This is a genomic window from Flammeovirga sp. SubArs3, from assembly GCF_947387565.1.
Lineage (GTDB): Bacteria > Bacteroidota > Bacteroidia > Cytophagales > Flammeovirgaceae > Flammeovirga > Flammeovirga agarivorans.
Window position 1 is genome coordinate 442,616 of sequence record NZ_CANDOA010000004.1, and the last position, 14,850, is coordinate 457,465.

General features: G+C 34.2%; 12 protein-coding genes. 9 read left to right on the top strand and 3 right to left on the bottom strand.

Annotation, left to right across the window (positions count from 1 at the left end; translation table 11 throughout):
• Window positions 1-17 precede the first annotated feature (17 nt).
• On the top strand, window positions 18-1,253 hold the full coding sequence (sbcD, locus tag QL232_RS14165; RefSeq protein WP_281614580.1) for an exonuclease subunit SbcD: 1,236 nt from the start codon (window positions 18-20) through the stop codon (window positions 1,251-1,253).
• A gap of 5 nt (window positions 1,254-1,258) precedes the next feature.
• A complete protein-coding gene (locus QL232_RS14170; RefSeq protein WP_281614581.1) occupies window positions 1,259-4,783 on the top strand; it encodes an SbcC/MukB-like Walker B domain-containing protein in 3,525 nt (1,174 codons plus the stop codon).
• A gap of 37 nt (window positions 4,784-4,820) precedes the next feature.
• Here QL232_RS14170 and QL232_RS14175 read toward each other — a convergent pair whose 3' ends face one another.
• Window positions 4,821-5,519 carry a hemolysin III family protein gene (locus tag QL232_RS14175; RefSeq protein ID WP_281614582.1) on the bottom strand — a complete coding sequence of 233 codons (699 nt, stop codon included), beginning with the start codon at window positions 5,517-5,519 and terminating at the stop codon, window positions 4,821-4,823.
• A 266-nt stretch (window positions 5,520-5,785) separates the two neighbouring features.
• Between QL232_RS14175 and hutG the strand changes: the two genes are divergently transcribed.
• Genes hutG through QL232_RS14195 form a run of 4 tightly spaced genes read left to right on the top strand, consistent with a single transcriptional unit; the run spans window position 5,786 to window position 8,716 of the window.
• The gene (gene hutG, locus QL232_RS14180) at window positions 5,786-6,775 is read left to right on the top strand and encodes a formimidoylglutamase (RefSeq protein ID WP_281614583.1); all 990 of its coding nucleotides are present in this window, start codon (window positions 5,786-5,788) and stop codon (window positions 6,773-6,775) included.
• A gap of 4 nt (window positions 6,776-6,779) precedes the next feature.
• A complete protein-coding gene (gene ung, locus QL232_RS14185; RefSeq protein ID WP_168881587.1) occupies window positions 6,780-7,442 on the top strand; it encodes a uracil-DNA glycosylase in 663 nt (220 codons plus the stop codon).
• Window positions 7,443-7,465: 23 nt separating this feature from the next.
• Entirely contained in the window at window positions 7,466-8,332 is an 867-nt protein-coding gene (locus QL232_RS14190) for a permease-like cell division protein FtsX (protein WP_281614584.1), read from the top strand.
• Between the two features lie 27 nt (window positions 8,333-8,359).
• Window positions 8,360-8,716, top strand: coding sequence for a translation initiation factor (locus tag QL232_RS14195; RefSeq protein WP_168881585.1), 357 nt, complete (start codon window positions 8,360-8,362; stop codon window positions 8,714-8,716).
• Window positions 8,717-8,751: 35 nt separating this feature from the next.
• Here QL232_RS14195 and QL232_RS14200 read toward each other — a convergent pair whose 3' ends face one another.
• Window positions 8,752-10,059, bottom strand: coding sequence for a deoxyribodipyrimidine photo-lyase (locus tag QL232_RS14200; protein ID WP_281614585.1), 1,308 nt, complete (start codon window positions 10,057-10,059; stop codon window positions 8,752-8,754).
• 126 nt (window positions 10,060-10,185) lie between these two features.
• Here QL232_RS14200 and QL232_RS14205 point away from each other — a divergent pair, with 126 nt between their 5' ends.
• Entirely contained in the window at window positions 10,186-11,766 is a 1,581-nt protein-coding gene (locus tag QL232_RS14205; RefSeq protein WP_281614586.1) for a S8 family serine peptidase, read from the top strand.
• Between the two features lie 24 nt (window positions 11,767-11,790).
• Entirely contained in the window at window positions 11,791-12,819 is a 1,029-nt protein-coding gene (galE, locus tag QL232_RS14210; RefSeq protein WP_281614587.1) for a UDP-glucose 4-epimerase GalE, read from the top strand.
• A 54-nt stretch (window positions 12,820-12,873) separates the two neighbouring features.
• Here the strand turns inward: galE and QL232_RS14215 are convergent, their stop codons facing one another.
• On the bottom strand, window positions 12,874-13,752 hold the full coding sequence (locus QL232_RS14215; protein WP_168881582.1) for a YicC/YloC family endoribonuclease: 879 nt from the start codon (window positions 13,750-13,752) through the stop codon (window positions 12,874-12,876).
• Window positions 13,753-13,993: 241 nt separating this feature from the next.
• Between QL232_RS14215 and QL232_RS14220 the strand changes: the two genes are divergently transcribed.
• Window positions 13,994-14,833 carry an alpha/beta hydrolase gene (locus QL232_RS14220; protein ID WP_281614588.1) on the top strand — a complete coding sequence of 280 codons (840 nt, stop codon included), beginning with the start codon at window positions 13,994-13,996 and terminating at the stop codon, window positions 14,831-14,833.
• Window positions 14,834-14,850 lie beyond the last annotated feature (17 nt).

The following is a 14,850-nucleotide window of genomic DNA, read 5'->3' on the forward strand; positions in this document are numbered from 1 at the left end:
AAAGTTACCCTATTTTAATGAAGATACTTCACACTGCTGATTGGCATATCGGTAAAAGGTTGCATAACTATTCTTTAAGTGATGATTTTGAAAGATTCAGCACTTGGCTTCAAAACTATATTTTAGCAGAAAAAATAGATGTTTTATTACTGGCAGGGGATGTCTTTGATACGGGTTACCCATCATTATCAAGTCAGCAACAATATTTTAATTGTATTGCTACCCTTAAGAAAAAAGCACCTCATCTTCATATTATTATTACCGATGGAAATCATGATAGTACCACAGCCTTAAATGCTCCGAAGGAGTTGTTGAAGTACTTTGATGTACAAATAAGAAGTGGGTTGACATCATCACCTGAAGATGAGATAGTTGAGATAAAGGAAGATGATGGGACTATAAATTGTGTGATTTGTGCAGTACCTTTTTTAAGAGATAGAGATATCAGAAAACTTGTGGATCAGAGTGATTATGATGATCGAATCAATGCAGTAAAAGAAGGGATTAAGCAACATTATCAGGAACTTGCTGAATTAGTAAAAACTCGAGCTTATAAGGCTCCTGTGGTTGCCATGGGGCATTTATATACACATGGTGTGAGTTCAGACCAATCTAGTGAACGAGAAATCCAAATGGGACATCAGGCAGCTGTAGAGGGGGATATCTTTTCTAAAGAGTTTGATTATGTGGCATTGGGACATATCCATAGTGCTCAACAGATAAAAGGTCAAGTACCCATTTTCTATTCAGGTTCTCCTTTTCCTTTAAGTTTTTCTGAAAGAAACTATGAGCATGGCGTCCGTCAATTAGAGTTTACTGATGGAGAATTGACATCAAAAAAAATAGCCATACCTAAGTTCCGTCGTCTCATTAAAATTAAGGGAACCCTAGATGATGTGAGAACTAAACTATTTAATATTGATACCGAAGAAGGAATGCTCAATAATCTAATTGAGCTTGAAATTATTGAGGAGAAATATAATCCAACATTACATATTGATATTGAAGAACTGATGAATGAACATGAGAAAAATTTCTCAACCCATCAGTCTATCATTATTAAGCATCGCTTTTCATTTAATAAAGAAATAAAATCCGCTTCAGAAATGTATGATGAGTCAGTTGATATCAATGATCTTACACCTTTTGATGTCTTTAAACAACGACTAGATCAAGAAGATAAAATACAGATTGAAGAAGGATTGAAACAACAATTATTAGATGCATTCTTAACGATTAACGAACAAGACTAACTAAGATGAAACTAAAAAGACTTTTTATACGCAATATAAATTCTTTAAAAGGGGACCATGAAATTGATTTTCAGTCAGCTCCTTTAAAAGATGCAGGACTGATAGGTATCGTTGGTAAAACAGGTGCAGGGAAGTCGACTCTTTTAGATGCGATTACATTGGCTCTGTTTAACAGAATACCTCGTATGTCGAGTAAAATGACTGGAGACTTCATGGAGCAGACAGGCAGTATTTTGACTAGAGGGGAGATTTCTGCAATGACAGAAGTGGATTTTGAAGTGTTAGAAAATAATGTACCTGTTACATATCGAAGCAAATGGACTTTATCGACGGTTTCAAGAGGTAAAAGAAGAGGACAAATTAATGATTACCATATGGAAGTATGGAATCTAGAAAGCAATAAACAGATCTCAGATAAAAAGGGAAAAGTACCAGAGCTAAATGAGAAATTGATTGGTTTGAGTTTTGACCAATTTGTGAAATCAGTTATGCTTTCTCAAGGACAATTTACCGCTTTTCTTAGTGCAAACGAGAAAGATAGAAGTGCCCTTCTTGAGAAAATTACAAGATCATTTGACTTTAGAGAGATCAGTATAAAAGTCTACCAACAATATAAGATGTTGGATGAGCAATATAAACGCTTAAAGACAAGAGTAGATGAAGTTCAGCCAAAATCTGAAGAAGAGCTACAAGAGGTCAACTCACAAATAAAAATGCTTAACGAAGAGATAGCCAATGAGAAAAAAAATAGAGATTATTTATTTCAAGGGGTAGATCACAAAAAGCGAATTGAAGCGAATCAGCTTAATATAAAGGAGAAACAAAACGAATTAAAAGCATATCAACAAGAAGAGGTTTTAATAAATAATACTCGTGAAAAAGTTGAGGCTCATGAAAGGTTGCTTCCTATACTTCCGGTATATCAAGAATGGAAGAATCAAAAAGAAAGTCTATATCAGGTAGAGCAGAAAAAGGGTTCTATTGAGAAGCAATTAGTTGAAAACCAAAATAAACAAACGGTTCAAAATGCTTTATTCACTTCTGCAAGCAAAGAGACACAACATCTAAATCAGGAATGGGAGAAGGCTAACCTTTTGTGGAAGGAAGTGGATGAACTTGATAGAAATATTCAGTTAAAGAAAGAGTCAGTTTATCACCTTAATGAGCAAAAAGAGACTTCTGTTAAAAGAGGAAAAACATTAGAACAAAGTGAGATAGAATTAACAGAAAAGCTTACTCATTTAAGGTCTTCATTACAATCGGATGAGAATTGGAGACTTGAGCATCAATCACTTTCTACATTAGAAGATGATTTGCCGCTTATTAGGTCACATGTTTCTCAAAAGCAAAAGCTAGACATCAATTTTGAGGAAGCTATTCATATTGTCTCAGTAGGTATTCAACAAAAATTATCCCCATTAACTTATTCTCAGAAAAAAGAAACGATCGAAGGTTGGGAAAAATCAGGTAAGGCTACATTAAAGACATTGGAAGATGCATTAAAATACCCTGATTTACCTTTTGTAGCATTGGATGACCGAATACAACTGTTCGACTCTTATGAAAAACAACTCCAATTAATTCAAGAGCAAGAACGTCAGATTCAAGTTTTGACATTGGAACAGGTAAATATTCAAACTCGAAAAAAATCAAATGAGGAAAGACTTTTAGTAACACAAAAAGAATCTGATTACCTAAAAGTTTTGATTGAAGAATTAGAAGTAAAAGTGAGACGGTTGAGTCTTGAGTCATCTGAAAATATCGAGAAATTAAGAAGTCAGCTGATTGAAGGAGAAGCATGTATGGTCTGTGGGTCGGTACATCACCCTTATGCTCATGATACTTCTTCTAAGGATGAATTAAAAGAAGCAGAACATCAGTTAGTAATATCAAAGAAAGAGTATCAAGAGAAACTCAAGAACCATCAAGCAGAATTAAGTACAAAAGCAAAGATTGAAGCTACTGTAGAATCATTACTTCTTCAGAAAAATAAATTAAATATAGATCTCAATGAATTGAAAGAGGAAGAAAAATCTCTAGTTCTGAAGATCAATCAATTGGATATTCCATCTGACAAACAATCTGCGAAGGAATTTCGAGATGAGAAAAGTAGAATTTTAGAAATTCAAAGTAAAAAGAAAGGACTGGAAGAGATTAGTACTCTATATCAGATAGTATTACAGATTGTAGAGATTGATAAAGAGCTAACATCCTATATTACAAAATATAATAAGTATGTAGCTACTGAAAATGATTGGGAACAATTGGTGGCTTTAAAAACGAAATGGGATGATAAACAACAATTGATAAAAGAGTATCCTAAGTTAATTTTAGAAAAGGAAGAGCAAATAGCTCAAAATAAGAAATTGATTTCAGATCATCTGCAAGAAGTACAAAAAATGAATAATGACATCTCTGCAGTTAATTCTAATCTAGAGTATCAAGGAAAGGAAAGACATAGATTATTTGGAGAAAAAGAAATTGAAAAAGAACGAACAGTACTTCTAGATAAAAAAACGGAACAGGATAGAAAAGTAAGACAGATTGAGCTTGAGTTATCTAAACTTAAGGCTGAAATATTATCTTTTGAAAAACAAGTGATAGACTATTCCAAAGAAGAGAAATCAATTTCTACTTTACTCCTAGAAAGTAAAAGTAAACTTGATCTAAAATTAGCATCTGCTGCTATTACTTTATCGTCTTTTGAAAATGGCTTGTTAGAAGAAAATGAGTATCAGGAATTAAGTCTAAAAGTGAAACATTATGACAATGCATTGACAGCTTTAAACTCTTCATTAGAGACACTTCTATCGGAAGTGGGTAAAGCTATTTCTGAAGATAAGTTTAAAGAACAGACATTAGAACAACTACAAGATTCTTTTGCGGAGCAAGAAATCAAAATACAATCAAAAGAAACTGATTTAAGAGCTCTTGAAACCGAGATTTCTTTAAATAATGAAAAGGTTAAGGAACTTGAAGAAACACTAAAGAAAATCTCTTCTATGAAACCTGAGTATGATTTATGGAAAACCATGAATACACTCATTGGATCTTCAAATGGAGATGAATTTAATAAATTTGCTCAAAGTATTGTACTGAGAAAACTATTGCATAAAGCAAACCATCATCTAAAAAAATTCACTGATAGATATTTATTTGCACCACCTAAAGTCAATGGTACTCAAGATTTATATGTTTTAGACCGATACGCAGGTGATAAAGAAAGGGTGGTGAGTTCAGTGAGTGGAGGTGAATCTTTCTTATTAAGCTTGTCGCTATCCTTAGGTTTAGCTGATTTAGCTTCTAATAATGTAAAAGTGGAAAGCTTATTTATTGATGAAGGTTTTGGAACATTAGATGAAGAAGCTTTGGATCAGGTCATATCTGCATTAGAAAAACTAAATGATCTTGGCGGGAAAACAATCTCTGTAATTTCCCATGTTCCTCAAATTAAAGAACGTGTTCCAGCCAAGATTCAAGTGATTTCAAATGGTTCATCAGGCCATAGTAAAATTGAAGTAACACAATAATATTTAGAAGGAGTTTACATTGTTGTGAGCTCCTTTTTTAAAATACGTAATGATAGAAACCATAGTAGATACAAGCGGCTCCTGCCATCACAAAAATATGCCATATTGCGTGGTTATAACGTAATTTCCTCCAAAGGTAAAAGGGAACTCCTAATGTATAACATAATCCTCCTGCAACTACCCAATAAATTCCATCACCAATTTCTTGTATCATTTCTGGTAATAGAAATATGCCAATCCAACCTGTAGCAATGTACATACTAACAGATAACCACTGAAAACGGTCTGCATATATAATTTTGAAAACAGTACCTATAAAGGCAACAATCCAAATAGAAATAAATAGCCAATGTCCTCCTAAATGAGGAATCTTGATTAAGGCCATTGGTGTATAAGTACCCGCAATTAACCAATAGATAGCACTATGGTCTAAAATCACAAAAGTTTTAGTGTAGGCATCGTCTGTATGAATATGAAGTAAGGTAGAGCAAGTAAATAAGATAATCATACTTCCACCATAAAGCATGGCACTGATTACCATTCTGGGGTTTGATAGATCTATTCTGCTTAAAATTAACCATAAACCAATGACAGCTAACCCTGCTGCAATTCCGTGAGTTAAACTGTTAATCCGTTCTTCTTCTGGGGAGTCTCGTGGTATTTCTAATTCATTTGCAGTAGAGGGTTGTTCAATTTTCGTTTGATTATAAGTAGAAGTATAAGGAACTTTTTTCATGGGAAAATTATATTTATTATGAGAGATAGTAAACTATTGGGTATTAGGTGATAGGTTATGTATATAAGACAATTTAGTTTCAATAGTAGCCAAAACAAATAGTGTTTATTTAAGGGTTAAGTATTAACTTCGCTTTAGTACTTAAAGAATCTACATATATATAATAACGAAATTTTTAATGATAATCAAGCTTTTTGTTTATTTGTAAGACTCTTAAAAATCAGTATTAAACACATATTAATCATTCTTCAAATAATACAATAAATATGACAGCGAAAACATATTTAGCTACCAATCCTAGTATTTGGACAGGTCGTGTAGATGGCGACACTTACGACGTTTACAGATGGCATCAGAAGGTAGATATTATAGATTTAAACGTTTCAGAAATCCCAGACCTATCTTTTGGACACCAAGGTATTGCCATTGTAGGCTTTATGTGCCAGGAAGGTGTAAAAAGAAATAAAGGTAGACTTGGAGCTGTAGATGGCCCATATGAACTAAGAAAAGCATGTGCAAACCTTCCTGTTCACTTTCCTCAAGAAATGAAATTAATTGATGTAGGAAATATTCAATGCATCAATGAAGATATGGAAGGAGCACAAAAAGATTTAGGTGATATGGTGGCTCAACTTTTAATTAAAGGTTATAGACCTTTAGTTTGGGGTGGGGGACATGAGATTGCTTATGGACATTACCTTGGTGTTAAGAAGTTTATTGAAGAAAAACATCCAGGTAAAACTTTAGGTATTCTTAATCTTGATGCTCACTTTGACTTAAGAGAGCCAGATCCATTACCAAGTTCAGGAACACCATTTTATCAGATGGGTATGGACTTTAAGAAGAAAGGAGATGAGTTTAACTACTTAGTGATTGGTATTCAAAAAAATAGTAATACTCAGCGATTATATAATACTGCTAATGAATTGGGAGTGAAGTATATTTCGGGTAGAAGAATTACTGAGGCTGATAAAGTGGGGACGACACACAAATTGACTGCATTTGTTGATAAAGTAGATTTTATCTACCAAACAACATGTATGGATGTATTTGCCGCCCATTTTGCACCAGGTGTAAGTGCTTCAGCTTATAATGGTATTGAGCCGAATCCTACTTTTATGAAGTTATTCAAAAAAATCTATAAAAGTGGTAAGGTAATTTCTTCTGATATTGCAGAGTTGAATCCTTCTTTAGATATTGATAAAAGAACAGCAAAACTAGCTGCAGCTCTATCATTTGAGATTGTGAAAGCATAGAATAATGGATGTAAAGATAGAATCGTCTTGGAAAACTAGACTACAAACTGAATTTGAGAAACCTTACTTTTCCTCATTAGTAGAATTTGTAAAGGGTGAATACGCTTCAAAGAAAATTTTTCCACCTGCAGGTCAAATTTTTAATGCATTTGATCGTTGTACTTTTGACAATGTAAAAGTTGTCATCCTTGGTCAGGATCCATATCATGATGATGGACAGGCCAATGGTTTGTGCTTTTCTGTTGCGGATGGAATAAAACAACCACCTTCTTTGGTAAATATCTTTAAGGAAATCGAAGGAGATTTAGGGATTCCTAGACCTACTTCTGGTAATCTTGAGCGTTGGGCAGACCAAGGTGTTCTTCTTTTGAATGCAACACTTACTGTTGAAGCACACAAGGCAGGGTCTCACCAGAAAAAAGGCTGGGAAGAGTTTACTGATGCAGTAATCAAGAAAGTCTCTGAAGAGCAAGAAGGTGTAGTATTTTTCTTATGGGGTTCATATGCTCAAAAGAAAGGGAAAGTGATTGATACAAATAAGCATTTAGTGTTGAAATCTGTACATCCTTCTCCTTTATCTGCACACAGAGGTTTCTTTGGAAATCAACAGTTTAGTAAAGCCAATCACTACTTAAAGGAACAGGGTAAAAGCCCAATTAATTGGTAAGTTTACAGTAGAAGAGACACCTTATGAAAAAGAAAATTGTAGGAAGTTATCCTTATACAAACGTATTGTTTAGTATTTCTGCAGCTTTATTTATGATCGCACTTTTTGCACTATTCGCTTTAGGGACTTCCCGCTTAGCGAAAAGAGTCGCCAGCGGTATCGAGATGCAGGTAGTACTAGAGAATAAAGTAGGTCCTACAAGTAGAGAAGCTATTGTTGATCAAATTGTGAGTATGGATTTTATTTCAGAGAATGATCCTCCACAATTTATCAGTAAAGAAGAGGCCGCTGAAATTATGATAGAATCTACCGGAGAAGATTTTGTTCGCTTTTTAGGTGACAATCCTCTTAGAGATGCTTATGCAGTTAGAGTCGGTATTGATATTCAAGATGATGAAGCACTAGAAATAGCAAAAAAACAACTTCAAGAGATTGAAGGAGTTTATGAAGTGGTATATACAAGTAGTGTCATCAGGAATGTTAGAACAAACATGAGAGCCATTGGTTCTGTTGTGGTGGTATTATCCTTGATTTTCTTCGCTACTGCTATTATACTGATCAACAATTCCATTCGATTGGCACTGTTCTCACAACGTTTTCTGATAAGGTCAATGCAACTAGTAGGTGCAACTCAAATGTTTATCAAAAAACCATTTTTGATCAGAGGTGCTTTACAGGGGGCTGTTGGTGGTACTATTTCTTCGATATTTATTGCAGTAGTTAGTGCATCTGCATTCTCTAGTTTACCACAGTTTACTTACTTAATTAGTAGTGGAGATATTTGGTTTGTCTGTTTACTTTCAATAATTCTTGGAACCTTAGTAGTGGTTTCTAGCGTATACTTTTCTATCAGTAAGTATTTAAAAATGAAATTGGACGATTTATATTAAACAAGTCGTTATTAAATATATAAAGTAATGGGTAAAAAAGATTCAGGAGATTGGAAAGATCGTTTGGGTGTAGTTTTCAGTACTGACCCTGATTATGATTACGATTATGATGGGGATGAAGAAGTAGAAACACTTCCTCCAAATCAACAAGATTTGAGAGTAATGCTTGATCGCAAAAACCGTAAGGGGAAGTCGGCAACATTAGTGACTGGTTTTGAAGGTTCTGATGATGATTTAAAAGCCCTTGCAAAAACACTAAAGTCTAAATGTGGCGTAGGCGGTTCAGCAAAAGATGGAGAAATTATTATCCAAGGAGACTTTAGAGATAAAGTACTTGAACTGTTAAAAGCAGCAGGCTATAAAGCAAAAAAATCAGGAGGGTAGTCTCCTGATTTATTGATATATGAAAGCACTCAATGTTATTCTGCATTGAGTGCTTTTTTGTAGGTGTCGATGGCTTTTAATCTTGCAGTTTTGTGCTCAACAATGGGTTCAATATAATTTTTTGGATCAAAGTTAGGAATCCATTTCTTGATGTACTTTAAGTCTTTATCAAATTTCTTCATTTGTGATTCTGGATTGAAAACTCTAAAGTAAGGTTGAGCATCTGTACCCGTTCCTGCAGCCCATTGCCAACTACCATTATTAGCGGATAAATCAAAATCTAATAACTTCTCTGCAAAATAGGCTTCACCCCATTTCCAATCAATCATTAAGTGTTTACAAAGGAAGCTGGCAACAATCATTCTTGCTCTGTTGTGCATGTACCCTGTAGTGTTTAATTCATTCATGGCAGCATCTACGATTGGGTATCCTGTTTTGCCATTTTTCCATGCCTCAAAATACTCCTCGTTGTTTTCCCATATCACCTTATCGTACTTTCTGTTGTAGTTGTTGGAAACCACATGTGGAAAGTGAAAAAGGATCATCATATAGAAGTCTCTCCATATGATTTGATTCATAAATACCTCATTCAATTGATAACTTTGTCTCAGTACTTCTCTTACACTGATAGTGCCAAAACGAAGGTGAATACCTAGGTGTGTAGTTCCCTTTATACTAGGGAAATCTCGTTGCTGATCATAATTCGTTACAATATCCAAGTCTACTGAAAGTGGAGGAATGACTGTACTTGAAGTCTCAAATCCCATATCGCCCAATGATATCATTGCTTCAGGAGAACATGAGTAATAGTTCTCAACCAAACTGCAATCAAAGTGTTGTATTGCTTCAGGGTTTTCTTGCAGCCTTAATTTCCACTTTCTTGAGTAAGGAGTAAACACTACATAAGGCGATCCGTCATCTTTGGTAATCTCTTCTTTTTCAAAAATACATTGGTCTTTATGAGTGATAAAGGGAATTTGTTTTTCAGCTAAAATGGTATTTATTTCTTGATCTCTCTCTAATGCATAAGGTTCATAGTCATGATTTGTATGTACAGCACTAATATCATATGTACTCACTAATTTTTTCCAAGCATTAGTAGGAGTGTCATAAATAGTATAAAGAGTACTGCCTAGTTCCTCAAGTTGTTCTTTAATACCGCTTAATTGCTGATGGATAAAATTGACTCTTGGGTCTTGTCTATCGTTTAGGTCTTCTAAGATATTTTTATCAAAAATAAATACAAGAAGTACATGCTTTGATGTACTTAATGCATGATGTAAGGCTACATTATCTACTAATCTTAAATCTCTTCTAAGCCAAACAATAGATATTTTTTCCATATAATTAAAATATTATCGAAATCTTTGTAATTACTTTATTTAAGATAATAAACATTTCATCATATATCTTGTTTGATTTTTGCTAAATTATATTTAGAAATTAGCGATTTTATTAGAAATTAATTTATGAAGCTTATATATACTATTACTCTATTATTACTGACCATTCAATTATTCGCTCAAGAAAAATATTATCTCGTCGTTTTTGATGGAAAAGATGATACTACTTATTCATTAGATACTCCGGCGGAATACCTTTCTCAAGAGGCTATTGATCGAAGAGAGAAATACAATATTGCTATAGACTCTACAGATTTGCCTGTAGTGGCCTCTTATATCACTGCAGTAGAAAATACAGGAGCTACAATTTGGCATCCCATGAGATGGTTTAATGGTGTGATTGTGTCTGATGCTGATTCATCAACTATTTCAGCATTACCGCATGTATCCAGTGTCCTTAACATGAGTGATAAATCAATGGGAGGAACCAATACTATTGATGACATTAAAGTGTCAACTGATTTTGGTAATGCTGAAATCCAATCGGAAATGATTGGTGTTGACAAAATGCATGAATTAGGATATAAAGGAGAAGGAATTCATATCGCTGTTCTAGATGCTGGCTTTAAGAATTATAATTCTATCGATCATTTTGAGAATACTTCTTTTGGAGAAATCTATGACCTTTATTCAAAAGATGAAATTGTAGAAGATGATCATAGACATGGCACAGAAGTACTGTCTACAATGGCGGCGAATATAGATGGGGATTTTGTTGGAGGCTCTCCATTATCTACCTATTCTTTGTATAGAACAGAATATGTAAATTCTGAAACAAGGGTTGAAGAATTGATGTGGGTAGTTGCTGCCGAAAGGGCTGATTCTTTAGGTGCTGATATTATTCAAAGTTCATTGGGTTATTATGACTTTGACGATCCCACTCAAAACTATACTCATGATGATTTAGATGGTGAAACAGCGTGGATTTCTTTAGGAGCAAACCATGCATTTACAAAAGGAATATTAGTAGTAGTTTCTGCTGGAAATGAAGGTTCGTACAATTGGAGAAAGGTTACTTTTCCGGGTGATTCCCCTTTTGTATTAACGGTGGGTTCTGTAAGTGCTGCAGGAAATAGAGCTTATACAAGTTCTACGGGGAATACAGCTGATAACCGTATAAAACCAGATGTAATGGCATTAGGACAAGGTTGTTGGGTGATTAGTGATAATGGAGCAGGGAAAACAAGTAGTGGGACGTCTTTTGCTGCTCCCCAAATGGCTAGTTTTGCAGCAGGTTTGTTAGAAGCCAGACCAGAACTTTCTCCAATCGAAGCAATTAGAATTATCAGGGCATCTGCAGATAGATATACTTCACCAGATTCGTTATATGGTTATGGAGTTCCTGATTTTGCTTTGGCAGTTAACATCACCGGAACAGATCAAGAACCTTCGATATTATCAATTAAGGCATATCCAAATCCTGTCGATGGAGAAACGGTGAAATTGGATTTACCCACAGAACTGATCAATAAATCTATAAAAGTGGTATGGCATGATTTGTCAGGGAAAGCAATTAAAAAGAAGGAGTATCATCAACTCACTTCTACAATGGAAATAAAAGTACCTCAAAAATTGAGAAAACAATATGCTCTATTACACATAGAATCTGAGAATGGAGCGACAACTTTAAAGTTAAAAATTAACTAACCCATTTATTCTTAGATATTAATCATGAAACAGATACTTGTAACGGGTGGAACAGGCTATATCGGTTCGCACACAGTAGTTGAATTACAAAATAAAGGCTACGAAGTCGTTATTGTGGATGACTTATCGAACTCAGAAAAAGATGTAGTTGATAGAATAGAAAAAATTAGTGGCATCCGTCCTATTTTTGAAGAGTTGGATTTAGTAGATGCAGCCGGTACTGATAAGCTGTTTCAAAAGTATTCAAACCTTGAAGCAATAATTCATTTCGCTGCTTTTAAAGCGGTGGGTGAGTCTGTTCAGGAACCATTAAGATATTATCAAAACAACTTGGTGTCTTTGATTAACCTTTTGAATTGTATGCGTAAGTATAAGGTTCAAAATATGGTCTTTTCATCATCTTGTACTGTTTATGGTCAGCCTGAAGCATTGCCAGTAACAGAAAATGCACCTGTGCAGCCTGCAGAGTCTCCGTATGGAAATACAAAACAAATTTGTGAAGAGATCCTTAGAGATAGTGTAAAGGCGTATCCTGAGATCAAAGCGATCGCTTTAAGGTACTTCAACCCAGTAGGTGCACATAAATCTGCTTTGATAGGTGAACTGCCAAAAGGAGTACCTCAAAACTTAGTACCTTTTATTACTCAAACGGCTATAGGTTTAAGGGATCAACTTTCTGTATTCGGAAGTGACTATAACACTATAGATGGTTCGGCAGTTCGTGATTATATTCATGTGGTTGATCTTGCACAAGCACATATTATTGCTGCTGAAAGGTTATTGGAAGGCAGAAATGAAGAGAACTACGAATTCTTCAATCTTGGTACTGGAACAGGAAGTTCGGTTTTACAGGTCATTAATGCTTTTGAAGAAGCCAATGGTCTTCCGGTAAAATATAAGATTGTAGACCGTAGAGAGGGAGATGTAGAACAGATTTGGGCCGATACAACTATCGCCAATGAAGTTTTAGGATGGAAAGCTAATCGAGGGTTAGATGATATGATGAGTTCTGCTTGGGCTTGGGAGAAAAACCTAAGAGAAGGAGATTGTTAATAGTATTGGAATATAAAAAAGGGGAATTGATTGGTATTCAATTCCCCTTTTTCTTTAAAGAACGTTTAAGTTTTGTTCTTTGATTTTTTCGAGTTCGTCTTTCATGTTAACGACTACTTTCTGAATATTTACATCATTTGCTTTAGAGCCAATGGTATTGATTTCTCTACCAATCTCTTGTGATATAAAGCCTAACTTTTTACCGTTTGATACTGGTTGTTCTAAAGTTTGAATAAAATATTTCAAGTGCTGTGTTAAACGGACTTTCTCTTCATTTATATCAAGTTTTTCAATGTAGAAAATCAGTTCTTGTTCAAATCTACTTTGATCGAAATTGTCATTCTTTTCGAATTCAGCAACTTGATTCTTTAATTTCTCTTTTAGTCTTTCAATTCTTTGAGGATCTAATCTTTTCACTTCCTCAAGGTATTCAGTAATCTTTTCAATAGATGATCTTAAGGCCTTTTCTAATGCCTCACCTTCATGCTTTCTAAACTCGATAGTACGTCCGATAGCCGTTTTAATTGCATTATGAACAACTGGCCAGTCTTCAGCAAGAACATCTTCATTATTCTCTTTCGTATATACCTCAGGCATTCCCATGACAATCTGTAGTAACTGTTCATTACTTTCATCAAGGTCTGTAGAAATACTCTTTAAATCTCTGTAGTAGCTTTTGATTACTTCAGTATTCAATGAAGCTTTAAGAGATTCTTGTCTTTTTGATGTGTAATTTAATAGAAGAAGAATTTTACCTCTCTGTAAACTAGAAGAAAGTAAATTTCTTAACTCAATTTCTTTATCAGAGAAAGCCGATGACATTTTGATATTACAATCAGCGTTCTTTGAGTTTAATGTTTTGATCTCAATAGATACACTGAGTTGATCATTTTCTATACTTTCTTGGCCGAAGCCCGTCATCGATTGTATCATAAGATTAATATATAAGTGCTAAATACAAGTTTGTTTGAAGTCGATATTATTGTAATGGTACGAAAATACAATAACGCTATTATGGGTAAATATACTGTTTTCATTTTTCCGAATAATCATTCACTGAAATTATTATTCAATAAAAAGTATAAGAAAACGAAAAAATGCTATTTTGAAGTTAATTCTAAAGATTTTATGCTGTAAATACAATCTATCAATAAATCATATATTCAATAAACTAATGAAAACATTTGAATACAGTTGGCAAACCACTGATAAAGTAGATATCTATGGTAAATGTTGGTTGCCTGAAAACGATGAAAAGTTAAAAGGTATCGTATGTTTGGTGCATGGTTTTGGTGAACATATTCAACGGTATGATCATGTTGCTGATTTTTTTACGAGCCATCAAATAGGTTTTATTGGCTATGATCAAAGAGGACATGGGAAAACAACAGGGAAAAGAGGAGTAGTACCGAGTTATAACGATGTTTTGATTAATGTTGCCGAGTTTATGGCTCTAGTTAATGAGAAATTTCCTGATGTACCTATCTATATTTATGGTCATAGTATGGGTGGGAATATTGTATCTTCCTTTCTCCTCAAGGAACAGCCTAAATATCTGAAAGGGGCTATTATTACTAGTCCTTGGTTACGTTTAGCCAATGATCCACCTGCATGGCAGGAGAAGATTGGAAAATTTGTAGGAGGATTAATTAAAGACTTTGTTATTCCATCCAAATTAAATCCAGAAGACCTTTCAACAGACCTTTCTGTAGGAGATGTTTATATGAAAGACCCATTAGTACATAATAAGATTTGTACAGCTTTATATTTTGGGGTAAAAGATGCTGGTGAATACAATATTGAACATGCAAAAGATCTTTCAGTAGATACTCTTTTAATGCATGGAGATGATGATAAAATCACATCGCATCAAGCATCAAAGCTATTTTCAGAAAATGCACCAAGTGATCTAATGACTTTTAAATCTTGGGAAGGATTAAGACATGAAATGCATAATGAAAAAATAAAAGCAGAAGTACTGAATGAGATGCTTTCATTCATTGAAAAGAATTAAACATTAAAAAAACACCT